Raw genomic sequence first — 26,821 nt, 5'->3', positions numbered from 1 at the left:
CGATGGAAGCCCGCTTCGCCGCCATGTCGAACAGCAGGTTGCCGAACCGCGTCGCCGACGACGCCATGCCGTGCGACCGCCGCAGGAGGGCGCGGCAGCGCGCCTCCAACTCGCGCAGGTCGAAGGGCTTGACGATGAAGTCGTCGGCGCCGAGGTCGAGCAGGTCGACCTTGACGTTGACCTGGGACCGGGCGGTCACGACCAGCACCGGCGTATGGTCGCGCCGCCGGCGCAGCTTGGTCAGGATCGTCTGGCCGTCGACGCCGGGCAGCATGATGTCCAGGATGACGAGCTGATAGGTCTCCTGGGCAAGCAGCTCTTCGGCCGCCTCGCCGTCGGGCGCCCAATCGACTGCATAGCCCAGATGACGCAGCCGGCGGACGACGGCATCGGCAAGATCCTCGGTATCCTCGACCATCAATATGCGCATGGGACGGCACCAGGACTTTCTTCAGGACTGAGGTTGCGGCTGAACCGGCGGAACGGGACGTGGACGGCGCTGCTCGTCTATCGCGACGAATGTAAAGGTCGCTTCCGTCACTTTGAAGCAGTCATCGCCGTCCCGGCTACGGCGCCATGCTTCGATGCGGATGCTCAGCGAGGTCCGCCCGACCCGGATGATGTCGGCGTAGAGGCTGACTTCGTCGCCGACGAAGACGGGGGAATGGAAGACCATGCTGTCGGCGGCGACGGTGGCGCAGCGGCCACGCGCCCGCCGGGCCGCCGCGTTGCCGGCGGCCAGATCCATCTGCGCCATCAGCCAGCCGCCGAAGATGTCGCCGGCGGGGTTGGTGTCGGCCGGCATGGCGACGGTACGGATGACCGGTTCTCCGATCGGGACGGCATTGGTCTGCGGCATTCCCAGTCACTCCTTGGTTTTGTTTCTATCGGGGGTTTTGTCTCTATCGCGGATTTCCGGTGCATGAGGCGCAGCCTGCCCGCCGGACGGAGGCGCCGGCAGCGGGCCGGCGCGGTAAAGCCATAGCGGCACGATCAGGTTGAGGACGATCAGCCGAACGACATGGTGGGCGCCGACGAATGCAGGGTCGAGCCCGAGGGCGAAGGCCATTATGGTCATGGCTTCGACACCGCCCGGCGCATAAGCGAGCCAGAGCTGTCCGAAAGGCAGCGCCAGCAGGATATGAGCCGCGTAGGCGAAGACGGCGGAAACGCCGAGCGCCAGTCCCACGCTTTCCAGTGCGCCCCGGAAGGCCGTGCGCATCGAGGAGAAGGACGTGTTGCCGAAGCGGACCCCTATCACGCAGCCGGTGACGACGAATCCCAGGATCAGGAGCGGGCCGGGCAGACGCCCCTCGACCATGCCGGTCGCATGCAGGCCGGTGCTCACGATCATTCCGCCGAGCAGCGCCCCGCCGGGAACGCCGATCCGTTCCAGCAGCAGTCCGGCGGCGTAGCCTCCGGCAAGAGTGACGGCGGTTTCGGGAAGCGACAGGTGCGATCCGTCTCCCGGCGGCACGAAGACGGTTTCGCCTGGGAGCAGCCAGGGCAGCAGGGCGACCAGGACGAAGAGGCGGAGGCCCTGGGCAAAGGCGATGCGCGGCAGGTCGGCGCCGCTGCGCAGAGCCAGGATCAGCACCTGCGACAGGGCGCCCGGTATCGACGAGTAGCGCGCGGTGGAGCGTTCCCATCCCCAGACCCGCGTCAGCCATGTGGTGCTGACCCCGATCATCGCGATCACCGCCACGGCCAGAATGCCGAGGCTGCCCGGCCAGGCGCCGAGTTGGGCGATCGTTTCCGGCGTCACGGCGCTGCCGATCGATGTTCCGAGGACGACGAAGACGACGGTGCGGATCCGGTCGGGCACATGGACCTTGAAACCCGCGGTAGCGGCCACGGCGACGGCGATCATGGCACCCGACAGCCATGCGGCCGGCACGCCGGCCAAGGCGAAGATTCCACCACCGATGGCACCAAGCGCCACGGTCAGGCAGAAGGCGATCATTCCGGAGATACTCTCACCGGGCTTCCTCCAGGACAGCGTTCTTATTGTTATGGAACGGAAGCCGCGTCGGTCCCGTACCGCTGTGGCCGAAGCCTAGCAGCGGAACCTGTCACCGACCTGTCATTCGGCCGCCTTGTTCCCGCAAGGCGAAGCCTCTCACCGCCCAATGTCCTTAGAGACCTAATTTTGTCACAGCCTGACGTCAGGCGTCGCAATCCTTCGTCAACCTTCAGCAGCGCAGGCTGCGGCAACCTTGCCGTAGTTCCAGCCGAAGGATTGACCGTGCAACCCTCCCTGCCCTCCACCTTGCAGAATGGTCTGTCACTGGCCGATGTCGCTCGCCTGATGGATCAGCCGTCGGTCGCCAACCGGGTCGACACCGCCGACAAGGTGGCCGAGCAGCTTCGGACAGGGAAATTGACCGGGCCGGCCGAGGACATGGCCAAGGACATCCTGATGCGCTTCGCTCAGGACGCGGAAGCGGCGGTCCGTCAGGCGGTCGCCTGGCAGTTCCGCAACAACGACCGGCTGCCCGAGGCGCTGGCAGTCCGGCTTGCCGAAGACGTGGCGGAGGTCGCCGCTCCGGTGCTGAGCTACCATGCCGGGTTCGAGGATGCGTTCCTGACCAACGTCATCGGCACGGGCGATCAGCTCAAGATGGCGGCGATCGCCGTTCGCCGCACGGTGTCGACGATCGTGTCGGACGCGCTGATCGATGCGGGCGACGTGGCCGTCATGACCTGCCTGCTGGCCAATTCCGGCGCCGAGATCACGCCGGACGGGCTGGGCCGGATCGTGGACCGGCACGGCGATACGCAATCCATCGCGACGATGGTTGCCGGTCACCCGATGCTGCCGGCCCCGGTCGCCTGGAAACTGCTGGGCCGGGTTTCGGCGGCACTGATGCGCGACTTGGCGAAGCGGCACAAGATCCCGGATCTGGTGCTGGAGCGCTGCATCACCCGCGGCCGCGAAGCGGCGATGATGATCATGATCCGGCCCATGCTGGCGGACGGCACGCATCTGCGCGGGTTCATGGAGCAGATGCACTGGCAGAAGCAGCTTACCACCGACCTCCTGTTCCGAATGCTGTGCGCCGGCGACCTCGAGGCCTTCGTCACCGGCATGGCGGTTCGGTGCGGCATCACCCGGGAAGCGGCGGCGATGATGGTGATGGACGAGCGCCCGGTCGGACTGACCGCCGCCTTCGATCAGGCCGGCATGAAAGCATGGCTGATCGAGCCTTTCCGGGTAGCCTTGACGGTCGCGCGCCGCTGGTCGCGTCCGATGATCGCGGCGAAGCGGCGCGACTATCAGCTAGAGGTGCTGGCGCGCGTCTTCGAACACTGCGCGGATACCGAGGAACGCGACGTCAGCGACCTGATCCTCCAGGTCTTCGACCTGCGCGCCGACCGGACCGTTTTGGAAGCCCGCGACCGTCTGAACCTGCCGGCGCCCCGCCCGTGCTAACCCCGCCCTAAGCCTTCGGAGAGGGTTACCACCGCCTTTCCATTCCTTCGATATGGGGCGTTGAGTTAAACAACGCCGCTATGAACAGCGCAAGACAGGACGCGCTCTCCGCCAGGCGGATGATGACGAGCGGTATGGACAGTTCAGCGAAAGCGGCCGATCCGATGCAGGATGCGGTCTACAATCGCGTGCTCATGGCGGCCATGGCCGGCCGGCGGACCATGGTGGTCACCGACTACACCGGCGGCAACGGTTCCGTGGCCGGCCGCAGGATGGCCGATTACATGAACTCGTCAGGTGGCGTCGCTCTGACCGCCACGGGGTACCGGGGCGCCCGCCTGGAAGACCTGCTGTCGGAAGCGGCGGTCGGTATCGGGCTGAAGCGCTCCAACGACCTTGAGGAACTGGCGCTTTCGCTGGAGCGGTCGCTGGATGCGGCGGGCTCCGGACTGCTGGTCATCTTCGATGCCCATCTGCTGTCCGCCCCGGTGATCGGCGATCTGTGCGAATTGTCGCGAAGCGATACGGAAAGCGGACTGTATATGCAGGTCCTGCTGACCGGCGGTCCCGGACTGGACGCGCAGTTCGAGAAGCCCGGCCTTGCCAATGCCGCGCGGCTTGTCGCGTCGTCGCGCTGGCGGATCGAAAGTGACGACCAAGAGGCTGCGGAGGAGCCGGCCAGCCCTCCCGTCGTCGAACGGCAGGCTCCGGTCCCGTTGGCGGCTCCTGCGAGGGCGGCGCAGCCGGCACGGTCGCCGGCGCTGCCGAAGACGGAGCAATCGGCCTTCACCCGCCCCAGGGCGGAACGGCAACAGGAGTTTCCGGCTTCCGGGCCGGTCCCGGAACAGCGTCCGCTCCGCAGGCCTCGCGCCGTCCACGCCTATGATATCCAGTCCGACCCACGCCCGGAGCACCGTGAGCCGGCGAAGTCGTCGAACCGGGTCTACTGGGTACTTGCGATCGGCATTCTGTTCGCCTTCGCAGCCGGTTTCGTGACCAATGCGCTTTGGCCTTTCGCCCCCAAGAGCGCAACCGAACTGCTGGAGGGCGACGGCTTGTCGGCCCTGACCGCCAACCTGCCGAGCGCGCCGTCCCTCACGTCACCCTCTCAGCCGGTAGAGCGGCAGGAACCGGCGGGTCCGGCTCCCGTGCCCGAAGGCTCGGCGCCGGCACCGCAGCAGGCACCTCAGGTTTCCGGTTCCCCGGCCACTCCACCGGCAGCGGCGGGGTCCACAGGGGCTGCCCTTCCTCCGGACTGGAAACAGCCGCCGGTCGAGCGCCAGCCTCCGGCCGCGACGCGAAGCTTGCCCGCTCCGGGGAGCGCACCGCCAGCGGAACGTCCGGTGATGGCGGCCCCCACTCCCCTGACGCCGCAAACTCAGCAGCAGGCTCAGGTCCCGTCATCCCAACTGCCGCCACGGCAGCAACAGGTTCCGCCACAGCCTGCCAGAGCGGAGAACCCGTCGGACGTCTGCCGCGAAGGCTCGGGTGCCGCAAAGCCGCCGCAGAATTCGTTTGCCGGGATCGCGGAAGGCTTCATGACCGATCTGCGCAACCTAGGGCGCTGCATAAACAGTCTGGCGAAGTGAGGACGGCAGGTGCCCCCTCCGGAATCTGCCTCGATCCTTCAACGGCCGCGGAATACCGGCTTCCGCTTTTCCATGAAGGCCGTTCGGCCTTCGACATAGTCGTCGCTGGCGATGCAGGCGTTCATTAGGTCTTCGCAGCGCTGGTAGTCCGGCTCGCCCGCCGGCTTGTCGAGTTCCTCGATCATCAGCTTGGCGGATCGGACTGTCAGCGGCGCGTTGTCCGCGATCGAGGCACAGAGTTCGCCGATGGCGCTTTCCAGGCCGGCATCGTCCGTCATCCGGTTGATCAAGCCCATCCGCAGGGCTTCCGGCGCCTGGAACCGGCGGGCCGTGAAGAAGATCTCCTTGGCGAAGGCGGGACCGACCAGATCGCGCAGGCGCTTGACGCCGTCGAAGCTGTAGCCGACGCCGAGCCGTGCCGCCGGGAGCGCGAAGGTGGAGCCTTCGGTCGCGATCCGCAGGTCGCAGCTGATGGCCAGCCCAAGGCCGCCGCCGATGCAGTAGCCCCGGATCATGGCGATTGTCGGCTTGGGAACTATCTGAAGGGCCCTCATCGACGCGGCTGCCAAGTCGTCATAGGCCGCCACTTCCTCCGACGATGCCCGGTGCTTCTCGAACTCCGATATGTCGGCGCCGGAGACGAAGGCGCTGTCGCCCGCCCCACGCAGGACGATGACTTTGATCCCGTCGTCGGATTCGAACGTGGAGAGCGCCTGGGGCAAGGCTTCCCACATCTCCAGCTTCATCGCGTTGTGACGCTCGGGATTGTTGAAGGTGATCCAGCCGATTGGCCCCTGCCGTTCGGCGGTCAAGCGATCCGTCATGTGTATTCCCCTGAACGATGTCACGCCGCTGCGTCAAGGAGTGGAGCTAGGCCGCATGCGGCAGCGCCCGCAAGGCCTGTCGCGTCAGACCACCCCCAGCTTGACGATCGCATAGGCGAAATCGGCGGAGAAATCCTCTCCCTTCCGCACGACCAGGACTTTTTCGTTCAGGCGGTGAAGCCGGTTCCGAACCGGCTCCGCATCGAGTTTGGATGCGACGATGACGAGGGGGACATGATGCGTCATTTCGGCCGCATGGATCATCCGGGCCACATCCACGCCATCCAGGATGTCGATGATGTTGCTGATGAGGATCAGGTCGGGGCGGGTCCGGATGGCGCTTTCGATACCCTGGAAGGAATTGGACAGGATAACCAGACGAAATCCGCCGGCGCGGATCTCCGGCTCCATCAGGCGCAACTGGATGTTGCGAGGGCCGATGAACAACACGGTCTTCTGCCCCTGCGCCCGCCGCTGGGTCTGCGTGGGATGGAAATCGGGCAGCGATTTGAGTATCCGCCGGCCTTCCTCGCTGCCCGGATCGCGTCGGGCCTCCACGATCGCGCCGATGGCGTGGACATGCTCCAGCATGCCGTCGACTGCGCTTTCGCTGAAGTTCCCGGTCGCAATGATGTAATCTTCAAGATGATGCGAAATCAAAGCGATAGTGGGAAAGCCGAAACTCGCCGCCGACCCTTTGATGCTATGGACGTTGCGCAGTAATTCGAACGAATCCGGCTTGACGTTCAGATTCTTAGAAAACGATACAACCATCTGCTCGACATTGCCGAGCCGCTCCACTACATCATCGATAAAAAATGGCAGAAGTTCGGCAACCAGATCGGCATCTATATCCTTCTCGCTCGTCATCTGTTGCCTCAGGGTGGAATACCGAGCCAACATACAAGTTACCGGGCTGACATTCATCCTCCACCAAGCGATGTAAAAAAATGCCGCACCGGGTGATTACTTATAGTTTTGGTTAATTATTTTCTTCGCTATTTTACGGTTAATCATGAACCGCCTGTCCGGAGCCGGCGCCGCACCCTCTCCTCTTGGCGACGGTGGCGCGTGGGCAAGGACGGCGTACGGCCGTCGGTCGCCGTTTTGAGATGCGGCGGTTTTCGGGTATAGGAGGGGACACGATATCCGGGGCGGGAAGTCTGAGCCGCGACGGGGCAGAGGAGAGGTGATGAAAGTCAGCATCGACATGGGGTCGACGCAGAACGGCGGACCGGCGACGCTCAATCTGGAGGAGTTGCTGGCTACCCGATTGCTGGTGCAGGGAAATTCCGGTTCCGGCAAGTCACACCTGCTGCGCCGCCTGGTCGAACAAAGCGCTTCCTGGGTCCAGCAGGCGATCCTCGATCCCGAGGGCGATTTCGTGACGCTGGCGGAAAAGTTCGGCCATGTGGTGGTCGACGCCTCCGCCCATTCCGAAGGGGCGCTCCAGCGGATCGCCGCCCGTGTCCGGGAACACAGGGTCTCCGTCGTCGTCAACCTGGAGGGGCTGGACGTCGAGCTTCAGATGCGCCACGCCGCCGCCTTCCTGGGTGGATTGTTCGACGCCGACCGCGACTTCTGGTACCCGATGCTGGTGGTGGTGGACGAGGCGCAGATGTTTGCGCCCGCCGCAGCCGGCGAGGTTTCCGACGAGGCGCGCAAGGTGTCGCTGGGCGCCATGACCAACCTGATGTGCCGGGGCCGCAAGCGCGGCCTTGCCGGCGTGATCGCGACCCAGCGTCTGGCGAAGCTTGCCAAGAACGTGGCGGCCGAGGCGTCCAACTTCCTGATGGGCCGCACATTCCTCGACATCGACATGGCGCGCGCGGCTGACCTTCTCGGCATGGAACGGCGGCAGGCCGAGATGTTCCGCGACCTTGAGCGCGGTCATTTCATAGCCCTTGGCCCTGCCCTGTCGCGCCGGCCGCTGCCGTTGCGGATCGGCAGCGTCGAGACGACGGGACGGACCGGAAGCCCCAAGCTGACCCCCCTGCCGACGACCGCGCCGGAAGACGCGCGCGACCTCATCCTGGCTCCCGGCGAGCCGGAACCGCTGGTCCGGCCGAGTGTCCGCAAGCCGATGCCTCCGCCGCCGCAGAACATGGATATCCTGTTCCAGCTGGCGCAGTCGAGGCCGGTGCTGAGCGCGCCCCCCGAAGAGGTCGAAGAACAGGGACCCGAAGTCGACCGCGAACCGCTGCTGGACGACATCCTGCGGAAGATACTGGAGGACCCGGAGGCGGCCTTCCGGTCGGTCGCGGTGCTGTACCAGGACTTCCTCGTCCGCTGCCGCATCCACAAGGTACCGGGAGCCCCCTTGGATCTGGCAGCCTTCAAGCGCCGGCTTTCGGCGGCAAGGGCCGGCGTCCGCAACGAAACCGCCGACGGGCCGGAATGGGAACAGGCCACCGTCCTGGCCGCCGGCCTGCCGGAGGACATCCAGGGCGTCTTCCTGCTGATCGCCCGCGCCGCGATCGAGAAGGCGCCCTGCCCGTCCGACGCCGAGCTGGCCCGCGCCGTCGGCAGCCGGTCCAACGGCCGCGCGCGGCGCCTGCTGAGCTACATGGACCAGCGCGGGTTCGTCGTCACCCGCAACGACCGGGGCGGCAACCGGATCATAGCGCTTCCCGGACTGGGCTGGGAAACCGCGCCGGGAGACCCCAATGCCGCCGACGATCCGGCGGCGCCCCAGGGTGGTGACCTGTTCGACGTGGCGTAAAGGCACCGCCGTCACTGCGTCGGCGGATAGAGCGGCGTCAGCTTCCTTTCGCGGCGATAGGCGCGCCAGAACTCCGGCAGGCTCTGACCCCGGTGCCCCCGGTTACGGTTGGCGCGGCCGATGGCGAACAGCAGGCGGTACTGTTCCATGATGTCGCGCCGAGCCCGACCGAGCGGGGTCGAGCGGTCCCATACATGGGTCATCTCCGCCCCGGCGCCATTGATTTCCAGGATGGTGAAGTCCTCGCCGGCCTGGAGACGCGCGATATCGGCGAAGCGGATGTCGAAGCGGCCGAACCAGAACTCCGGCATCGAGCGGGCGATGGCGTCGAACCGGGCGGTCATCGCAGGCGTGACCAGAGGAGTGCCGTCGCGGAAGATGCTGCCCCGGCTGTGGCTGCCGGCAAAGGCCAGCCGGATCGGTTCTCCCGGTTCGGGAACGTCGTCCAGGCGGCCGGCATGGCGCGGCAGGTAGAGGTGCGATACGCGGCCGGCGCGGGGGTCGGCCAGGATCAGTTCGCGCAGGGTCGAGCGGCCGTCGCCGTAGACGTAGGGAAAGTATTTGAGCGTCAGGGAGACGATACGTCCCTTGGCCTCCCCCGGCATGCGGACATAGAAGACGCCGGCTTCGGCTTCGAAGGCGACGTAGCGTTGCAGGATCAGGCGCGCTCCGGGCGGAAAGTCCTCCAGGTATTTGGCCAGTTGCCCCAAGTCGCGGACCAGCCGGACCCCGGCGCCGCGACATCCAAGGTCCGGTTTGGCGACGATGGGGAAGCCGAGGCCGGCGGCATCCATCGCGGCTTCGGCCGCCAGAGCTTCGGCGGTCGGGTCGTCAGGCTGGTTCGGGCGGTCTACCGGGATGAATGGAGCGACATGGTCGGGAACCGAGGCGCAGGCGAGGTCGAGGATCGCGGATTTCGACTCGCCGGAAAAGCCGCCGCCGGGGAAGGACGGGTTGGCGGCGGTCGGCAGGGTGATGCCGCGATAGCGAACCATCAGCCACAGCGAGTAGAGCGCTACCGGCCAGTAGAACCGCCGCATCGACCAGAACTCGAAATCGCCGAGCTGGTCTCCCGATATGTCCAGCGGCGGCATTCCGGCATGCGGGATCGGCCATGCCGGGTGTTCCCGCACGGGGCGGTCCTGGGCTGGCGCTTCGGCGAGCATGGTCATGATGAGGCTCCGGTATCGACCGATTTGGCTGACGAGAGGCAACGCAGCAGGCGCGGCGTTCCGGTCGCCAGGATTGCCAGGGACAGGACAACAAGGATTACGGCCGTAGTCGGATCGAGGCCGGTCGCAATTCCCAACGCATCGCCGAGCGTGCGTCCGAGAGATGCCGCAAGCCAGAAGAGGCCCGCCGTCCAGACGGCGACCGCGACGCAGACCAGGGCGGCGAACCTGGGGAACGACACTCCCAGGAGCCCTGCCGCCGTGTAGGTCGCGAACCGCAGGCCCGGCACGACCCGGGCGATCAGGACGGCCGCGGTCAATCGGCCATCGAGGGCGGCGCGTGCCCGCTGGACCGGTGCGTCGTTCAGGTGGCGGCGGAGTACCGGAATGCGGACACCCAGACGTCCCATCCCATAGAGGCCGATGTCGCCCAGCGCTATCCCTCCGGCCACGGCCGCGAACGCCGCTTCCCAGCCGATCGTGCCGTTGAAGGCAAGTGCGACACCGGCTGCTATCGCAGCATCTTCCAGCAGGAAGGTAATCAGGACCAGCGAGGGCAGGAGCAGCCAGGGCTCGGTCGAGAACGCCAGGATGGCGGAAAGCCCGCCCGGCCAGTCGGCAGGCAACGTCAGCATGTCATGTCTCCCGCGCGGGCAATGGCGTCGCGGACGGCGGCGGTGGCGTTCCAGGGGAGGAAGTGATCGGCCCCCTCCAGCACGATGGTCTCGACCAAGCAGGCGCCGGTGAGCTTGGCGGCCGAATAGGCGGCGTTCGAGAAGGGCACCAGATCGTCCCTGGTGCCATGGACGATCAGCACGGGACAGCGGATCAGCGGCAGGTCGGCACGAAGCGCTTCGAGTTGAGGCTTGAGGTCGAGCAGTTCGGCGTTCGCGTTGCGGATCATGCGCGGCAGGAGCGCCCGGATGGGAGCCCAGGCGCCGACCCGCTGGAGCGGATGCACCTCTTCCATCTCCGGATCGAGCGAGGCCGCCAGCAGGATCAGCGCCCTCACTCGTTCCGGATGGCGCGCGGCGACCAGAGCGGCGACCGGCCCTCCCAGCGAGTGGCCCAGCAGGATGGATGAACGGCCGAATGGCAGGAGGGCCGCTACCGCGTCGGCCTGACGGGCCAGGCTGGTGATCGCTCCTTCCGGACCGCTGTCGCCGAATCCGGGACGGTCGAGCGCCACGACGTCGAAGCCCGGCGGCGGGTCGGCCAGGAAATCGGCCCAGCCGGCGGCGGAACCGGGAGTACCGTGGATCAGGATCAGCCGGGGGGACGAGGTATCGCCGGATGCCAGATAGCTGATCGCGACCGGCTCCGCATCTTGCGAAGCTCCGTCCAGGAGCAAGGCGTGCCGGAACGGCGCCATCGCCTCGGGCAGGGTCACCGGTCCCGGTATGTCGCAGGTGGCGATGCCGAAGGCGGCGACGATCATTCCGGCGGCGCGCATCGCGGTCTTGCAGGTCACGCGCATATCCCCTGCCGAAGGTCGGGAGCGGACTCGAGCTGCCTGCGGCTATCCTGATAGAGCTGCTCGAACCAAGCCTGCTGTGCCGTACTGCCGCCGAGCAGGAACATGCGCGGAAGCACGGAGCCAAGGGCGGATGCCGCCTCGGCAAAGCGACGGCGTGCATGGGCCGCGAGGCCACGGGCGGCGGGAACGGCGACTTCGCTCCAGATGACACGGCTGGATGGGGAAGCGATCGCTGCATGGGCGCGCATCCCCGCCAGCATCTCCGCCGCCGCCTCGTCCTCGCCGGCCCGCGCCAGCGCGTAGAGGTAGTGGAGGTCGAGAAATGCATTCTGCCGGTCGTGGATGCGTGGGCCGACATGGGCCGCAACGTCGGCCCAGCGGTTTCCGACATCGACGCCCCGCAGTTCCAGCCGCGACAGGAGGGACACGGCGTTGATCTGATCCTGGACATAGGTCTTGCGGACGCCCCAGACGCGGGCGTCGAACAGCGCCAGCGCGGCGGCGGCATCGTCCAGGTCGAGCCGGAACAGGGCGGCATGCCACCAGTTATGGGTGTACATGAAGCTGGAACAGCGGTCCCAGGTGCCGGACAGCGGCGCCAGGAACGCCAGGCCGCCGTCTGGATCGCGGCGGGCTTCCAGCACATGGGCGACGGCGTGCTGCGCCCAGGGATCGTCCCGGTTCATGCCGACCGCACGGCGGCCCGTGTCCTCTGCGGCATCCAGCGCTCCGGCCTGTTCCAGCGCGAATGCCAGCATGCCCCAGGCGTAGCTGTGCTCCCGTCCGTGCGGCAAGGCGGCTTCGGCAAGCTCCCGCATCCCGGCCCGGTCGCCCCGGTTGAGCTGGTGGATCTGGGCCAGCTTCAGGTTCAGCAGATCGCGCGGCCAGGTCAGCGCTATGCGGCGGTGAAGGTCGAGCGCCCGTTCAGGCGCACCCGTTCTCCAGGCGTCGAGCGCCGCCAGGGTCAGTTGCTCGCGTTCCGACGCGGTGCGGGCAAGCGCCCGGGCACGCGTCAGGTACGGTACGGCCTTGTCCATCCCTTCGGCTGTCTGGAGGAACAGGTAGAGCGCGCCGACATAGGCCTGGAGCAACCCGCAGTCCGGATCGGCCTCGGCGGCGGCAAGCAGGGCGCCGGCTTCCTTGCCATGGCTGAGGACTTGGATGGTGAAGCGGTCGATCGCTTCGACAGTGGCGGATGTCGCCGTCGTCACGGGATGCCCGAAGCGGTCGTGCCGGATGGGCATCGTCTCAACTCCTTCTCAAGCCGGTATGGGGGCGCCCGAAGGGCAACAGCGCCAGGACATTGGACCGGCGAAGCACCAGGATTCCGGCCGAAGCGATCCAGACGCCGCAGGCAAGCGCGAAAAGCTGCCCGCCGTCCAGGCTGCCGTCGGTGTTGACCACCTGCACTCCGAGCGGCGTGAACAGGTGGAAGAAGATGGCGCCACTGATGACACCGAGCGCCAGCAAGGCCCCGGCGGCCTGGAACGGCACCCGGCCGGTGAACAGCCCGGCCAGCAGCAGAAGCGACGCCACGAGTTCGGCGGAGCCGACGACGTACTGGCTGAACGGACCATTGGGCGCGAAGAGGCCGGCGAAGCCGAGGCTGGCGGCCCAGGCGTCCAGAGTGCCGAAGATGTACTGCGTTTCCGGACTGTCGGTGAATTTGAAGAACAGCGACTGGATGAAGACGAAGGCAATGTAGAGGGACAGGGTTCCGGCAAGGAACCGGCGCTTGCGGTCGGTCATCGCGGCGGCTCCTTTATCACTTGTCCAGGACAGTGGGCCAGTTGCGGTCGGCACTGGCGATGAAGCCGGGGACGTCCTTTTCCCACTTCCGCTGGACCTCATCGTCGTAGTTCAGGTACAGCTTGCCGCCGACGATTTTCCAGCGCTGCGGATCGCCGGACGCCGTATAGCCCTGCGCCACGGCCCAGGCGCAGTAGCCGCCGTATTGGGGAGCGTATTTCTCCGGCGAAGCGACGAAGAGGTCCCGGTTCTCGGCGGACGCGAAGCGCCAGTCGGCGTCCCTCCAGCGCGTCTGGAACTCCTTCTTCCCCTCGACAGGCTGTCCTCTGGTGAAATACGCGACGGGATCGTAGCCGCCGACCGCGAGACTGCTGAAGAAGCCCGTGTAGATGGCGGACTCTTTCGCCGAGGCTGGAGCGGCGAGGGACACGAAGCCCATGAAGACCGCCAGCGCGATGATCAACGGGCGCAGCAGGCGGTTAAGCACCAATCTGTCAAACACCGTGAACCTCTTTCAAGTTCTAAACATTCATCCACGATGTTCCTGTTGATGGATTCAGAGAACTCAATTCGGCTCACTAAAGCGTGAACGTGTTCACATGATCGTGATTATTGCGTTGCCAATTCGTGAAGAGGTGAAATTGTTTGCAATCGTATTGTTTGAAACAAAAATTTCTGTCTTCACAGGCATGAACTGCCCGAACGCTGGAAAAACTGTATGATCCGCAGGGTCGTCGCTCGACACGGGCGCTTCCGATCATCCAGTGGGGAGTGTTCCGTCCGTGACCACGCATGAGCAATCGCATTTCCCAGCTGTTCTAACGCCGCAGGTGCAGGCACCGGCTGCTGCCACCGCTTCTCGTTGGATGACGCCTCCAGGCCCGATGCGCAACGCGCGGATCTTCGCGTGGCTGATTACCGTGCTGGCGGTCTTCATGGCAGTGGACACCATAGGGTTCCCCTGGCCGGGTGAGGAATACGCCGTTTTCAATCGGCTGTCGGCCTGGATCGCCAGCGGTTTGCTGGCGTTCGCCGTCTGCTCGCTGGTCTGCGTCAGGTCCGGCTGGATGCTGGTTGGGCGGATGGGCATCGTTCTGTACGGTTGCGCCGTGGTCTCGGCGATGACCGTGATCCTGGGACCGGGCACGGGGATCGACGTGCTTGCCGCGACCTGTCTGCTGGCGGGACCGGCGTTGCTGTTCGCCCGCTCCGAGAAGCTGGCGCTGGCGATCGGCGGCGCCTTGTGCCTTGGCGTCATCGCCTTCATGCAGATCTGGATCCGCCAGGGTCACCCACCCATCGCTCCCGCCACCGCATCCAACCTTGCGGAGGTCCGGACCGGCGTGGTGATCGTGGCCGCCTGCGTCGGCGTATTGGTCGTTTATCTTTACTGGTCGGCGGAGATCGCGCGGGGAGCGGCCGCTCGGGAGGCTGCGCGCTCCGACGCGCTGCTGCTGAACGTCCTTCCCGCCAGCGTGGCCGGACGGCTCAAGGCCGGAGAGATCAGGATCGCCGACCGGCTGGAGGACGTAACGGTGCTGTTCGCCGACATCGCCGGCTTCACCGCCTTTGCAGCGGACCGCAATGCCGCCGAGGTGGTCGATGTGCTGGGAGGCCTATTCTCCCGCTTCGATGCGCTGTGCGCCGAACATGGCGTGGAGAAGTTGAAGACCATCGGCGACGGCTACATGGCGGTGGCGGGCGCTCCGTCCGGCCTGCCCGACCATGCCGGGGCGGCGGCCAGGGTGGCGCTCGGCATGATGGCGGCAATGGCGGAGACCGTGCGCGAGCATCCAAGCCTGGGGCTGCGGGTCGGATTGAACACCGGGCCGGTGGTGGCGGGCGTGATCGGGACGCACAAGTTCGCCTACGACGTCTGGGGCGATACCGTCAATCTGGCGAGCCGCCTGGAGTCGAGGGCGGTTCCCGGCACCATTGCGATCTCCTCCAGCACACTGAAGGCACTCGGCGGACGCTTCCCCGTGGCGCCGCTGGGAACGGCGGAGTTGAAGGGCATCGGATCGGTCGATATATGGCGGCTCGGCTCCGGGCCGGTGAGGTAACGACAGGATTGAGCAAGCCGATGATGAATGAGCGCCTGGATGCCGTGATCGACCGGGCCATAGATGAGGATCGCATCGTCGGTACGGTCGTCCTGGTGGCCGAGGATGGACGGATCGTCTACCGGCGCGCGGCGGGTTTTGCCGACCGGGAAGACGGGGTGCCGGTGCGGGAAGATACCGTCTTCCGCTTCGCCTCCCTCACCAAGGCCATCGTGTCGGTAGCGGCCCTGGCGCTGATCGAGCGGAACGACTTGCGGCTCGACGATCCGGTCACGGACTGGATCCCGTCGTTCCGGCCCCGGTTCGGCGATGAAGAAGAGTCCGTCATCACCGTGCGCCACCTGATGACGCATACATCGGGACTGACCTACGGCTTCATGGAACTGCCCGACAGCAGGTTCCACCGGGCCGGCGTCTCGGACGGTCTCGACCAGCCGGGCCTGTCGATGGAGGAGAACCTGCGGCGGATCGCGTCGGTGCCGCTCAACCATACTCCGGGCCGGCGCTGGAACTACTCCGTCGCTATCGACGTGCTGGGAGAGGCGATCGCCCGGTGCGCCGGCATCCCCCTTCCCGATCTGGTCGAGCGTCTGGTCACCGGTCCGCTCGGGATGCGGAACACCAGCTTCCATGTCGGGGAAGGCGTTGCGCTGGCGAAGCCTTACGGCGACGGCGAACCGCGGCCGGTGCCGATGGCGGAGCCGCACCGCATCCTGTTCGGACGCAGCGCCGTCCTGTATTCGCCCGCCCGCGCGTTCGATCCGGCTTCGTTTCCGTCGGGAGGCGGCGGCATGGTCGGCACGGCTCCCGACTTCCTGATGTTCCTGGAGACTTTGCGGAAGGGCGGCGCACCGATCCTGAAACCGGAAAGCGTCCATTCGCTGACCACGAACGCCATCGGCGACCTTCGGGTCAATGCGGTCGGACCCGGCTGGGGTTTCGGGCTGGGCGTCGCCGTGCTGAAGGACCCCGTGCTGGCCGAAACACCCGAAGCGACAGGGACGTGGCGATGGGGCGGCGCCTATGGTCACTCCTGGTTCGTCGATCCCGTCCGCCGGCTGTCGGTGGTCGCGCTGACCAACACCGCCATCGCCGGCATGAACGGACCGTACCCGGACGGCATCCGCGATGCCGTCTACGGCATCGTGCGGTAATTACCCGTCCAGATGCGCCGGCGACACCAGGCCGTAGCGGTTGATCTTGCGGTGGAGCGTCGAGCGGCTGATGTGCAGTTCCTCCGCGGCGTGGGTCACGCACCACTGATGCCGGCGCAGGACCGACAGCAGGATGCCGGCCTCACCGGCGGGCAGGGCTTCGTGCCGGTGAGAGGGTTCGGCAGGCTTCGTCACCTCAGGCGGCAGGTCCGCAAGACGGATGACCCCATCGTCCGACAGCGCGCGGGCGACGCGCATCACGTTCTGAAGCTGGCGGATGTTGCCCGGCCAGCGGCAGGCGAGCAGAGCGGCCAGCGCCGGCGGATCGATCCGGGCCGGCGCGCAGAACGCCCGGATCAGGTCGGCCTTGTCGGTGCGGTCGCGGAGCGGCGGCAGCGTCAGCGACAGGTTGTTGAGACGGTAATACAGGTCCTCGCGGAACCGGCCTTCGGCCACCAGTTGCTGAAGGTCCTGATGGGTGGCGCAGATGACGTCCAGGTCCACCGCGATCGGCCGGTCGTGTCCGAGCGGCAGGATTTCCCGTTCCGCCAATACGCGCAGGAGCCGGGTCTGGGCCATCAGCGGCATGTCGCCGATCTCGTCCAGGAACAGGGTGCCGCCGTCGGCCAGTTGCACCTTGCCGCGCACGCCGCCGCGCCGCGCGCCCGTGAAAGCGCCGTCGACATAGCCGAACAGTTCGCTTTCGATCAGCGTTTCCGGAATCGCGGCGCAGTTGATGCCGACGAAGGGCCGGGCGGAGCGGGGACCGGCGTGGTGGATGGCCTGGGCGACCGCTTCCTTGCCGGTCCCGGTTTCCCCGAGGATCATGATGCCGATCCCTTTGCCGAGCACCCGGCGCACCCGCTGGACGTTCCCGATCATCACGGGATCGGCACCCGCCAAGCGGTCGAGATCGAGCGGACCGGCAGGAGCCTCGGGCTTGCCTTGCGTAACTGCCATCTGCTGCCGGGGACGGTCGGTAGCAGGCCGTAGCGCTCGCCCCGCCGGGGGCCGGAGCGTCGCGTACCAGGTTCCCCCGGTGGCAAGGCAGCGTAGCGCCTGGGGCATTCCCGTGCGCTGCCGGCCCACCAGGCTGTCCAGCGTCAGGCCGAACAGATCGTAGAGGCTTCGGCCGATCAGCGGACTGCCGTCGCCCGTCAGGTCGGCGCGGAGCGCGGTCTGGTTGGCGCCCAGGATGGTGCCGCCGCCGTCGACCGCCAGCAGCCCGTCGATCACCAGATCGGCAAGCTCCCGCCCGGCGCTGAGTCCGACGATCCAGCATCGGCGCGACCGTGTCAGGAAATAGCCGTCCTCCATCAGCCGGGCCGAGCGCTTGACCAGCTCCAGCGCCAGCATCTGGCTGCGGCGGTCGGTCGGGGCCGACATGTTGGAGACGTCGAGCACGCCCAGCAAGGCGCCGGCCGGGTCGAAGATCGGGGCTACCGTGCAGGTGAGGCCCGTGTGAAGCGCACGGAAATGTTCGTGGCGATGGACGATCAGCGGCTCGCGGGTCGCGACGCAGGTGCCGACGCCGTTGGTGCCTTCCTGCGCCTCCGCCCAGATGGAGCCGAGATACAGGCCGGCCTGCTTCAGTTCCTGCTCGAAACTGGCTTGGCCGAGGTAATCGACGGCGACGCCGTTGGCGTCGGTCAGGATCACGACGTAGTCCGAGCCGGCGACCTGCGCATAGAGCCGCCGCAACTCGGCGGTGGCGATGCCGATGAACTCTTCCATCGGTTCACGGAAGCCACCCAGCTCGTTCTGCGTCAGGACCACCGGACGCCCCGGACGGGCGGGGTCGAGCCGGTGGCTGTTGAGACAGCGCGCCCAGGATCGCCGGATCAGATCGGGCGGCTGGTTGTCGTGGTCTTGGTCGTGGTCGCTGGCTGGTGCCGCCACTCCGGCGACGCTGGCGACGATTAGATCGACGTGCTCCCGCTCTGGCGCATGGAGACGGACCATTGCCTTCCTCCCATCATGCCGACCCGATTTCATCAGCGTTGGATCGCCGTTATGGTGCGAGTATAGCATTGGTCCGCCTCTGGCGTAATCACCGCACCAGGATCAGCGCATGGTTAAAAAGTCGGATATGAGGCGATTGACCTCCCCCGCCTTTTCCATGTGAACCATGTGCCCGGCGCCGCCGAGGACGTGGCGGTGCGGTTCGGGTATCGCCGTGGCATGCGCGGATGGGACGATCCGGTCCTCGGCGCCCCAGATCGCCTGGACCGGCACCTTGATCCGATCCAGATCGTTCGCGAACACCTGGACCTGCCGCCCGCCCGCGAACGTGGCGTCGGCGATGGCGCGGAGAGCCTGTCCGACGCCGTCCAGCCGCTTGTACTTCAGCAATTCCTCGATCATGTCGCGGCTGACGAGCGACGGATCGGCGAACAGCATCTCCAGAACCGGCTTGAACTCCTTGCGCCGGTCCGCGGCGATGAAGCCTTCGATGTAGTCGGCGTTGATTTCCTCGCCGAGGCCGGCGGAGCAGACCAGGGTGACGGAAACGACGCGCGCCGGTTCGTCGGAAGCCAGATGCAAGGCCACCGCTCCGCCCATGGAATGGCCGGCGAGATGGGCGCGCTGGATGCCGGCCGCGTTGAGGAAGTCGCGGACGGCTTCGGCCAGTTCGGCCACTCCGCCCTGGACGCCGTGCTTGGTCGATCCGCCATGTCCCGGCAGGTCGAGCGCATAGACGGCGCGGTCTTCCGCAAGGGCCGCCTGATTGAACTGCCAGTTGTTCAGGTCGCCGCCGAAGCCGTGGATCAGGACGAGGGGGGCTTCACCTTCGTCTCCCTTGCCGCCTCCCTTGCCGCCTCCCCTGCCCTCGCCCATCGCCAGATAGCGAAGCCGCCGGCCACCGGCATCGGCAAACTGCGGCTCCGGCCCGGCGGCATCGGCGGCTTCCGCCGCCTCTACCGCGAACTCTTCCTGGAAGCGGGCGATGAAGGCGTCGATCTCCGTCTCGGGAACGGACCTGTCGGCGACCACGCCGAGCAGCGCCCCCACGGGGACGGTCTGCCCGGCCTCGACCGTCCGGCGCCGGAGGTTGCCGGTAGCCGGAGATTCATAGACGTTGGTGATCTTGGTCGTCTCGATCTCCAGGATCTCGTCACCTTCGCGGAGGTCCGCGCCGTCTTCGACCAGCCATGACGTGACGGCGCCCTCGGTCATCGCCAAGCCCCATTTGGGCATGGTCAGGGCCTTGATCTCATTACTCATTCATCAGTCCTCACTGGATCGGCAAAGCGGGGCTTTCAGGCCCAGACCCTCAGGCCATGACCTGACGGACCGCGTCGGCGATCTTTTCCGGCGTCGGGATGTAGGCGTCTTCCAATTGCGGCGCGAACGGCACCGGCGTATGCGGCGGCGTGACCATGCGGATGGGGGCCTTCAGCGCCTTGAACGCGTTCTGCGCCACCAGCGCGGAAATGTCGGCCGCCATGCCGCAGCGCGGGCTGGCTTCGTCCACCACCACCAGCCTGCCGGTGTCCTCGACCGCTTCGATGATCGTGTCCTCGTCCAGGGGAGAAGTCGTGCGCGGATCGACGACGGTGCAGGTGATCCCTTCCTTTTGCAACATGTCGGCCGCCTTGTTGGCGAAACCGACCATGCGGCCCAATGCTACGATGGTGACATGGTCGCCTTCGCGGGTCAGGTTGGCCTCCCCGAACGGGATCGTGTATGGCTCGTCGGGAACTTCCTCGATCTCGTCGTAGAGGACCTTGTGTTCCAGGAAGATGACGGGATCGTTGTCGCGGATCGACTGGATCAGCAGCCCCTTGGCCTCGTAGGCGGAGGACGGGACGACCACCTTCAGGCCGGGGATGTGGGTGAATATCGGGTAGAGGCACTGGCTATGCTGGCTGGCCGCCCGGAACCCGGCCCCGTACATGGTCCGGATCACGACGGGAGTGACCGCCTTGCCGCCGAACATGTAGCGGAACTTGGCTGCCTGGTTGAAGATCTGGTCGAAACAGACGCCCAGAAAGTCCACGAACATCAGCTCGGCCACCGGCCGCAGGCCGGTCGCTGCGGCTCCCACGGCGGCGCCGATGAAGGCGCTTTCGGTGATCGGCGTATCCAGCACCCGGTCGCGGCCGAACTCCGGCATCAGTCCCTTGGTGACGCCCAGCACGCCGCCCCAGGCGTCGTCGTCGCCGGGAGCGCCCATGCCTCCGGCATTGTCCTCGCCCATCACGATGACGGTGGGGTCGCGCCGCATTTCCTGGGCCAGTGCTTCGTTGATGGCCTGACGGTATGATTTCTTCGACATTTCGGCGGTCTCCCCTCAATACGAGACATAGACGTCGGTCAGCAGGCGTTCCGGCGTCGGCGGCGGAGCCGCCTTCGACAGCACGACCGACTGGTCGATCAGGCTCTTGACCTCGCTCTCGATCTCGTCGAGCTGATGGGCTTCGAGCACGCCCGCCTCGGTGACGCGCTGGCGGAAGAAGCGCAGGGGATCGCGCTCGCGACGGGCCACTTCGATTTCGCCCGCCTGACGGTAGGTCATGGCGTCGCCCTCGAAGTGTCCGAAGTAGCGGGTCAGGTGCACGTGGATCAGGCTGGGGCCGCCGCCGCCGCGCGCCCGCTCGACCGCTTCGCCGGCGGCCTGATGGATCGCGAAGAAGTCGTTGCCATCCAACTCGTACGACGGCATCCCGAAGGCGGCCGCGCGCTTGGACTGGTCGCCGGCCACCGCCCAGACGCTGGCGGTCGACTCGGCATAGCCATTGTCCTCCACCACGAAGATCGCGGGAAGGTTCCAGACCTTGGCAAGGTTATAGCTTTCAAGGGTCGTGCCCTGGTTGGATGCGCCGTCCCCGACGAAGGCGACGGCGACTCCGCCGGTCTTCAGGGTCTTGGCGGTCAGGGCGGCGCCGCAGATCAGGGGCGGACCGCCGCCGACGATGCCGTTGGCGCCCATCATGCCCTTGGACAGGTCGGCGATGTGCATGGACCCGCCCTTGCCGCCGCACAGACCGTCGCCCCGGCCGAAGATCTCGGCCATCATGCCGTTGACGTCGCAGCCCTTGGCGATGCAGTGGCCGTGGCCCCTGTGGGTGCTGGCAATGTTGTCGCGGTCGTCCAGGTGGCTGCACACGCCGACGGCGGACGCTTCCTCCCCTGCGTAGAGGTGGACGAATCCGGGAATGCCGCCTTCGGAAAACTCACTATGCACACGCTCCTCGAACTCGCGGATCGTGCACATGGTGCGGTAGCTTTGCAGAAGCTCTTCGCGATTGAGCTGCATAGTCGCTTCCTCCCATCGTTTCTGCCCTTGTTGCTCGGGCTACGATGAGAGGAAGAGCAACCGTCATGCCATCAGGCTAACCGATTGAAACCTCGTGGTTTCCAGTCCGGACGGCAGTCTTGCCGCAACAGTCGGTGCGACAGCCGCGCTACAGGTGTCGCAACTCAGGCCGCCGGCTTTTGCGCTGCCCAGTTCTGGGTGAATTCCAGCATCGCGAGGCGATGCTCTTCCAGGAAGCGTACCTGAAGGTTCACCAGATCGATCGGCGACCGGACGGCCGCGAACTGCTCGACGAACTGGGCGTTGATCCGAACGGACCGGTGAAGATAGGTGTTCACGCCGCTCAGGGTCGGAACGACGCCGTGCGCTCCCGTCGCTGCCTTGAGAGCGACCTGGAAGTTGTGTGCCGCGTCGCCTGCGATCGCTTCCGCCTCGTAAATAACCTGCTCGGCCATGCTGGCCAGTTGCTCGACACCTTCGTCGATGGCGATGCCGGCGTCTTCCGGCTCAACTGCCTCGGGCGAAACATCGGGCTCGGGCGCCGCGGCCGCCACCGGCGCCGTCTCAGGCGTCGCGGCAGGTTCGACGGCCACCGGCTCGGCTTCAGCAAGCGCAGCCGGTTCGATTCCCGGTTCGACCCCGGCAGCCGTCTGGGGAGCGTCGACGGTGTCGGTAACGGTCGGTGTCGCAGCTTCTACAACCTTGGAGGTAACAGAAGCGTTGGTCCGAGCCTTCGAAGGAGCGGATTTCGGCCGGCCAGCGGATTTCGCGGCGGCTGGAGCAGGGGTTTTATTCGGAGTTCTAGCGGCAACCATCGATCTGTCCACTCCAGCAGAATTGTAACGCGGACATCGTGCGATAACTTCTGCTGCTATGCAACATCGATGGCATTCAAAACCTAGACATATCGCCGCAACTGTCCGACCATAAGACCGATTTGGCGAAAAGGGCCGGCCCCTCTTCTCCCCCCGGATAGTGGAGTCCGGCCCATTGCACTCAGACCCTTCGGCGGCTCGTCACGGCGTTGTAGATCCAGAGGACGACGATGGCGCCGATGACGGCGACGATCAAACTCCAGATGTTGAAGCCGGTAACTCCCCTTCCGCCAACCGCGCTGAACAGGATGCCGCCTACGAAGGCACCCACGATGCCGAGCACGAGGTTGGTCACCAGGCCGGAGCTGCTGCCATGCATGATCTTGCTCGCGATCCAGCCGGCGATGAGACCAAGGATGATCCAGGCGACGATCGACATGTTTCCCCCTTTATATTGAACGACCGGTCAGGAAACAGCCTGATGGCCGCATTGGTGCCATCTCCCTTGAAAGGCACTCTAGATATCCGCGTCCGACGGGATCAGTTCGGTGATCCACCCCGGTACGATGCGGAAAAGGTCGAGTGCCGCGGCGCCCGCTTCTCCCCTATCCAGCGCGTCGGAGCGATCGAGGAATTCACTCAAGGCAGCCGCTATCCGGCCGTCGTCGCCGGGCACTTGGTAGCGGTCCGGGTCGCCGCCGAACGGGTCGTTGAAGGAGATCGGCCCAAGGACGATGCGGGCCGAATGGAAGACGAACCGTGCGTTCTCACCGGTCGAGCGGTGGCGCCCGGCCGCGAAGATCGCCGTGCATGCCGAAGCGCAGAGATTGTATCCGGCGACCAAGGTACTGACCTGTCCATGGTCCAATACGGCCTGACGTACATTGTCCGCCGCCCGTGCATAGCCGCCGGGACTATCGAGCACCAACCTGACGTCGCTCCCCCTGTGCAGGTCCAGGAACGTTACGATTTCGCGACCGGTACGATGCGTCAGCCCACCGGAAACGAAAAGGTCCCTACCCCGTGCTCCCACCGCCGCGTCGCGTACGCCTCCCACCGCATCCGCTACGCGGTCCGCGAATACAAGGAACAGCAGGACGATCGTCACGATGGCAATCCGAAGCAGGATGCTAGGCCGTACAAGGGCTTCCGAGCGTGGAAAACTGATTTTCATGCCGACTGAACCTTGTTTTCAGCCATCGTTCCGGGCCATGGATAGGCTTGACATCCGACTGGGAGGCAATGAATGAGATACGCTCTTGAAGACCGTCGCGTCACGACCGAGGGCGACGAATGGTGGATCGCACCGAACGCAGTCGTTATCGGCGACGTGATCCTGAAGCGCAACGCGAGCGTCTGGTGGGGCGCCGTGCTGCGCGGCGACAACGAGCCGATTACCATCGGTGAAAACTCCAACATCCAGGATGGTTCGGTCCTTCATACCGATCCGGGCTTTCCAATGCTGATCGGCAGGAACGTCACGGTCGGCCATATGGTCATGCTGCACGGCTGCACGATCGGCGATGGGACGCTGGTCGGGATCGGCAGCGTCATCATGAATGGAGCCAAGATCGGAAAGAATTGCCTGATCGGAGCCCGCGCGCTGATTACCGAAGGCAAGGAGATACCCGATAACTCCATGGTGATGGGAGCTCCCGGCAAGGTGATTCGCGAATTGAGCGCGGAGCAGATCGCCGGAATGCAATTGGGGGCTGAGCGGTACGTCGAGAACTGGAAACGCTACAAGCAACATCTCGTTGCAGAGAACTGATCTGATTCCTAAAGCTATGCTGCAATGCACACTCCCGTACGGCATCTGGGTTGTGTGGGAATGTGCGTTGCGTAATTCTCACTCAGATTGCAGCGATTAACTTTGACGAAAGAATGTTCGCCCGGACGAACAATGTGGTATGCCGCACTGTTTGCTGCTTCAGCTGTTCGTACTTCCTGCATATTTACGATCACTGCGACCGCGACTATCCGCGTTGGTTTCCCGTCCAGGTGAAAGCCGGGACCAATAAAGTGAAAACCGAGCTCCAAAACGCGAGCCAAGGGAGAATAGAGAATGTTACTCGAAATCAACGGCCCACACAGGATTGCCCTGCATTCGCCATGCCGGTAGCAGCTGTTAGAGTAGCCACACGGGCCATGCCGGTTAGCGACTGCAATACTAGCACCTGACTAGAGCGGTACTCCGACAAGTTCAGCACATCTAGCCCGCTTAGAACGGCCGCCGGCAACGCAGCTATGGAAGCTCGACCGCAGCACCCAGGCCGGCGGCGGCACTAGCCCTATCAGAACCATACCCGGACACCCGATTTCCCGGACGGCGCCTTCGATAGGTGATACTGGAGGTTACCGATGTCTCCGAGCCTACAATTCATCCTAGCACTGATGCCAATTGCCATCGTGTTCGTCCTGCTGGTGGCTCTGCGCAGATCGGCAAAGCTGACCATGGCCGTCGCCTATGTTGCGACCGCCCTGATCGCCCTGGCTCTATGGGGGACCCCGATTGAAAAAATCATGGGTGCCTCCGTCAACGGCCTGGTGACGGCCGTCAACGTTCTCTACATCGTGTTCGGCGCCATCCTGCTGCTTTACACGCTTGAAGAGAGCGGCGCGATCAGCCGGATCCGGCAAGGATTCACCTCGATCTCGCCTGACCGGCGGGTACAGGCCATTCTGATCGCCTGGCTGTTCGGTTCGCTTGTCGAAGGCGCCTCCGGTTTCGGCACGCCGGCGGCCATCGCGGCACCACTGCTGGTCGCCATCGGCTTTCCAGCCATGGCGGCGGTCCTGGCGGCCCTGATCATCCAGAGCACGCCGGTTTCGTTCGGGGCCGTCGGAACTCCCATCCTGCTGGGCGTCAATACCGGCCTGGCCAATCAAGCGGTAGTTACCGATACGATCGCACCGATGGCGTACAGCGACTATCTGATCCACATCGCGGTCAATGTCGCGATGGTCCACGCTCTGGTAGGCTTCCTGATCCCGTTGATCATGGTCGCGATGATCACGCGGTTCTTCGGACCGAAGCGTTCTTTCGCTGAAGGCTTCGCCGCCTGGAAGTTCGCGTTGTTCGCCGGTATCGCCTTCACCGTGCCCTATTATCTGGTCGCAGCCGCGTTCGGGCCTGAGTTCCCGTCCCTGATCGGCGCCATGATCGGCTTGGCGATCGTGATTCCGACAGCTAAACGCGGCCTGTTTCTGCCACGCGAAGTATTCGACTTCGGACCGCGCGAGAAGTTCGATCCGCACTGGATCGGCACGCTGGAACAGTCCCAGCAAACCGTCGAGCACGAGCAGCCCATGTCGCTGCTGAAAGCCTGGACACCCTATCTCCTGGTAGCACTGCTTCTGATAGCGACGCGCGTCATCGCTCCGCTGAAGGCATTCCTGACGTCGCCGGACATGACATTGAGCGTGACCAACCTGTTCGGTTCGGGCATCTCGGCATCGTCGCAGCCGCTCTACCTGCCGGGAACGGTGTTCATCCTCGTGTCGGTGTTCGTCTACTTCTTCCATGGCATGGGCAAGGGCGGCAGCTATCGCTCAGTGTGGTCGCTGTCGGGAAGCACCATGATCAAGGCCGCGCCGGCGCTGTTGCTGGCCGTGCCGATGGTGCAGGTGTTCATCAATTCCGCGTCGTCGGATTTTCAGAGCATGCCTCTGGTTCTCGCCAGCGGCGTATCCGCCGTGTCGGGTGAGTTCTGGCCCCTGTTCTCGCCGATCGTGGGTGCGCTGGGCGCGTTCATCGCGGGGTCCAACACGGTCAGCAACATGATGTTCTCGCTGTTCCAGTTCTCCACCGCAGTCAATATCGGATTGACTTCGGCAGGCGCCGCGCTCGTGGTGACCCTACAGGCGGTCGGCGGCGCTGCCGGCAACATGATCTGCGTTCACAACGTGGTTGCGGCATCGGCGACCGTCGGATTGGTCAACCGTGAAGGCGATCTGATCCGCATGGCCTTGCTGCCGATGATCTACTACGTGGTCCAGGCCGGTCTGATCGGCATGGCGCTGATCGCCGGCGGCCTGAACCTGTGGTGGGCCGGTGCCGTGGCATGGCCGATCATTTGCCTGCTGGCGATGCGCAGCGCTCCGAGCGGCAGGATGGAAACCGCCTACTCCTCGGCGGAATAACGTCAGCACTTCGATCTCGAGCAAGCCGATCGAATGTCTGGCCGTTCACGGCGCTGGTCTATTAAGCAGGCCCTACGTACCTATCGACTGGCCGCTGCCGGAGCTCTCCGGCAGCGGCCTTTTGCTGTCCGGATCCTTCTGCCGGACGGGCGGCAGAAGGGATGGGCCACGCGGACGCACGAAGACCGCAACCATCTCCGGGTAGGTGTCGCGGATCCGCTGTTCGATCAGATTGGCCGCTGTCTCGACCTCCTGCGACGGGATCCTGTCCGTGAAATCGACATTGACGATGCCGACGACCTGATCGGGAGCCATGTGGACGGTGAATTGGGTAGCGGCCCGGTCGACTCCTGGAGGAGCCATGGCGATCCGCTCGATCGCGCGCCGCAGTTCCGGGCGGGCGGCTTCCCCCATCAGCAG

Annotated in this window: 25 protein-coding genes and 1 pseudogene; 7 read left to right on the top strand and 19 right to left on the bottom strand. The window is 65.5% G+C overall.

From position 1 onward, the window contains the following. From AC5JJ6_RS09650 to AC5JJ6_RS09640, 3 genes are all read right to left on the bottom strand, one after another. A partial coding sequence (locus tag AC5JJ6_RS09650; protein ID WP_496041835.1) for a response regulator transcription factor occupies positions 1-430 on the bottom strand: 430 nt, incomplete at its 3' end. A 21-nt stretch (positions 431-451) separates the two neighbouring features. Beyond that, the gene (locus AC5JJ6_RS09645; protein WP_496041834.1) at positions 452-859 is read right to left on the bottom strand and encodes an acyl-CoA thioesterase; all 408 of its coding nucleotides are present in this window, start codon (positions 857-859) and stop codon (positions 452-454) included. 6 nt (positions 860-865) lie between these two features. Further along, entirely contained in the window at positions 866-1,963 is a 1,098-nt protein-coding gene (locus AC5JJ6_RS09640; RefSeq protein ID WP_496041833.1) for an AbrB family transcriptional regulator, read from the bottom strand. A 282-nt stretch (positions 1,964-2,245) separates the two neighbouring features. On the opposite strand from AC5JJ6_RS09640, the gene AC5JJ6_RS09635 reads away from it, so the two are divergent. After that, the gene (locus AC5JJ6_RS09635; RefSeq protein ID WP_496041832.1) at positions 2,246-3,433 is read left to right on the top strand and encodes a DUF2336 domain-containing protein; all 1,188 of its coding nucleotides are present in this window, start codon (positions 2,246-2,248) and stop codon (positions 3,431-3,433) included. A gap of 134 nt (positions 3,434-3,567) precedes the next feature. After that, on the top strand, positions 3,568-5,022 hold the full coding sequence (locus AC5JJ6_RS09630) for a P-loop NTPase family protein (RefSeq protein WP_496041831.1): 1,455 nt from the start codon (positions 3,568-3,570) through the stop codon (positions 5,020-5,022). 38 nt (positions 5,023-5,060) lie between these two features. Here AC5JJ6_RS09630 and AC5JJ6_RS09625 read toward each other — a convergent pair whose 3' ends face one another. Then, a complete protein-coding gene (locus tag AC5JJ6_RS09625) occupies positions 5,061-5,846 on the bottom strand; it encodes an enoyl-CoA hydratase (protein ID WP_496041830.1) in 786 nt (261 codons plus the stop codon). A gap of 84 nt (positions 5,847-5,930) precedes the next feature. After that, entirely contained in the window at positions 5,931-6,716 is a 786-nt protein-coding gene (locus AC5JJ6_RS09620; protein WP_496041829.1) for an Hpt domain-containing protein, read from the bottom strand. Between the two features lie 322 nt (positions 6,717-7,038). Here AC5JJ6_RS09620 and AC5JJ6_RS09615 point away from each other — a divergent pair, with 322 nt between their 5' ends. Continuing rightward, positions 7,039-8,568 carry a helicase HerA domain-containing protein gene (locus AC5JJ6_RS09615; RefSeq protein WP_496041828.1) on the top strand — a complete coding sequence of 510 codons (1,530 nt, stop codon included), beginning with the start codon at positions 7,039-7,041 and terminating at the stop codon, positions 8,566-8,568. A gap of 11 nt (positions 8,569-8,579) precedes the next feature. Here the strand turns inward: AC5JJ6_RS09615 and AC5JJ6_RS09610 are convergent, their stop codons facing one another. Genes AC5JJ6_RS09610 through AC5JJ6_RS09585 form a run of 6 tightly spaced genes read right to left on the bottom strand, consistent with a single transcriptional unit; the run spans position 8,580 to position 13,468 of the window. Continuing rightward, positions 8,580-9,740, bottom strand: coding sequence for a hypothetical protein (locus tag AC5JJ6_RS09610; protein WP_496041827.1), 1,161 nt, complete (start codon positions 9,738-9,740; stop codon positions 8,580-8,582). Further along, complete coding sequence (locus AC5JJ6_RS09605) at positions 9,737-10,375, bottom strand: DedA family protein (protein WP_496041826.1); 639 nt, start codon at positions 10,373-10,375, stop codon at positions 9,737-9,739. Before AC5JJ6_RS09605 ends, AC5JJ6_RS09610 begins: the two co-directional genes overlap by 4 nt. Then, positions 10,369-11,211 carry an alpha/beta fold hydrolase gene (locus tag AC5JJ6_RS09600; RefSeq protein ID WP_496041825.1) on the bottom strand — a complete coding sequence of 281 codons (843 nt, stop codon included), beginning with the start codon at positions 11,209-11,211 and terminating at the stop codon, positions 10,369-10,371. Before AC5JJ6_RS09600 ends, AC5JJ6_RS09605 begins: the two co-directional genes overlap by 7 nt. Further along, a complete protein-coding gene (locus AC5JJ6_RS09595; protein WP_496041824.1) occupies positions 11,208-12,461 on the bottom strand; it encodes a tetratricopeptide repeat protein in 1,254 nt (417 codons plus the stop codon). The genes AC5JJ6_RS09600 and AC5JJ6_RS09595 overlap by 4 nt, the downstream gene beginning before the upstream one ends. A gap of 4 nt (positions 12,462-12,465) precedes the next feature. Next, the gene (locus AC5JJ6_RS09590) at positions 12,466-12,966 is read right to left on the bottom strand and encodes a DoxX family membrane protein (RefSeq protein WP_496041823.1); all 501 of its coding nucleotides are present in this window, start codon (positions 12,964-12,966) and stop codon (positions 12,466-12,468) included. A 16-nt stretch (positions 12,967-12,982) separates the two neighbouring features. Then, positions 12,983-13,468, bottom strand: coding sequence for a YHS domain-containing (seleno)protein (locus tag AC5JJ6_RS09585; protein ID WP_496041822.1), 486 nt, complete (start codon positions 13,466-13,468; stop codon positions 12,983-12,985). Between the two features lie 364 nt (positions 13,469-13,832). On the opposite strand from AC5JJ6_RS09585, the gene AC5JJ6_RS09580 reads away from it, so the two are divergent. Next, complete coding sequence (locus tag AC5JJ6_RS09580; RefSeq protein ID WP_496041821.1) at positions 13,833-15,029, top strand: adenylate/guanylate cyclase domain-containing protein; 1,197 nt, start codon at positions 13,833-13,835, stop codon at positions 15,027-15,029. A gap of 20 nt (positions 15,030-15,049) precedes the next feature. Further along, positions 15,050-16,183 (top strand): serine hydrolase domain-containing protein, encoded by a 1,134-nt coding sequence (locus tag AC5JJ6_RS09575; protein ID WP_496041820.1) that lies wholly within the window; start codon positions 15,050-15,052, stop codon positions 16,181-16,183. On the opposite strand, the gene AC5JJ6_RS09570 is transcribed toward AC5JJ6_RS09575, so the two are convergent. From AC5JJ6_RS09570 to AC5JJ6_RS09540, 7 genes are all read right to left on the bottom strand, one after another. Further along, positions 16,184-18,145, bottom strand: a complete 1,962-nt coding sequence (locus tag AC5JJ6_RS09570; protein WP_496041819.1) for a sigma-54-dependent Fis family transcriptional regulator — start codon at positions 18,143-18,145, stop codon at positions 16,184-16,186. It lies immediately after the preceding gene. 102 nt (positions 18,146-18,247) lie between these two features. Beyond that, entirely contained in the window at positions 18,248-19,408 is a 1,161-nt protein-coding gene (locus AC5JJ6_RS09565; protein WP_496041818.1) for an acetoin dehydrogenase dihydrolipoyllysine-residue acetyltransferase subunit, read from the bottom strand. Between the two features lie 49 nt (positions 19,409-19,457). After that, positions 19,458-20,462, bottom strand: a complete 1,005-nt coding sequence (locus AC5JJ6_RS09560) for an alpha-ketoacid dehydrogenase subunit beta (protein WP_496041817.1) — start codon at positions 20,460-20,462, stop codon at positions 19,458-19,460. Positions 20,463-20,477: 15 nt separating this feature from the next. After that, entirely contained in the window at positions 20,478-21,443 is a 966-nt protein-coding gene (locus AC5JJ6_RS09555; RefSeq protein ID WP_496041816.1) for a thiamine pyrophosphate-dependent dehydrogenase E1 component subunit alpha, read from the bottom strand. Between the two features lie 164 nt (positions 21,444-21,607). Next, positions 21,608-22,036 carry a hypothetical protein gene (locus AC5JJ6_RS09550; protein ID WP_496041815.1) on the bottom strand — a complete coding sequence of 143 codons (429 nt, stop codon included), beginning with the start codon at positions 22,034-22,036 and terminating at the stop codon, positions 21,608-21,610. A gap of 403 nt (positions 22,037-22,439) precedes the next feature. Next, complete coding sequence (locus tag AC5JJ6_RS09545) at positions 22,440-22,697, bottom strand: GlsB/YeaQ/YmgE family stress response membrane protein (RefSeq protein ID WP_496041814.1); 258 nt, start codon at positions 22,695-22,697, stop codon at positions 22,440-22,442. 78 nt (positions 22,698-22,775) lie between these two features. After that, entirely contained in the window at positions 22,776-23,366 is a 591-nt protein-coding gene (locus AC5JJ6_RS09540) for a hypothetical protein (RefSeq protein WP_496041813.1), read from the bottom strand. A gap of 138 nt (positions 23,367-23,504) precedes the next feature. Here AC5JJ6_RS09540 and AC5JJ6_RS09535 point away from each other — a divergent pair, with 138 nt between their 5' ends. Next, a complete protein-coding gene (locus tag AC5JJ6_RS09535) occupies positions 23,505-24,029 on the top strand; it encodes a gamma carbonic anhydrase family protein (protein WP_496041812.1) in 525 nt (174 codons plus the stop codon). A 590-nt stretch (positions 24,030-24,619) separates the two neighbouring features. After that, positions 24,620-26,401 (top strand): L-lactate permease, encoded by a 1,782-nt coding sequence (locus AC5JJ6_RS09530; protein WP_496041811.1) that lies wholly within the window; start codon positions 24,620-24,622, stop codon positions 26,399-26,401. 72 nt (positions 26,402-26,473) lie between these two features. Here AC5JJ6_RS09530 and AC5JJ6_RS09525 read toward each other — a convergent pair. Beyond that, positions 26,474-26,821: pseudogene (locus AC5JJ6_RS09525) on the bottom strand (hypothetical protein); the annotation flags it as partial.

Source organism: Skermanella sp. (assembly GCF_059503625.1).
Note: the sequence above shows the minus strand (reverse complement) of the source record. Positions and strands in the feature narration are given on the sequence as shown.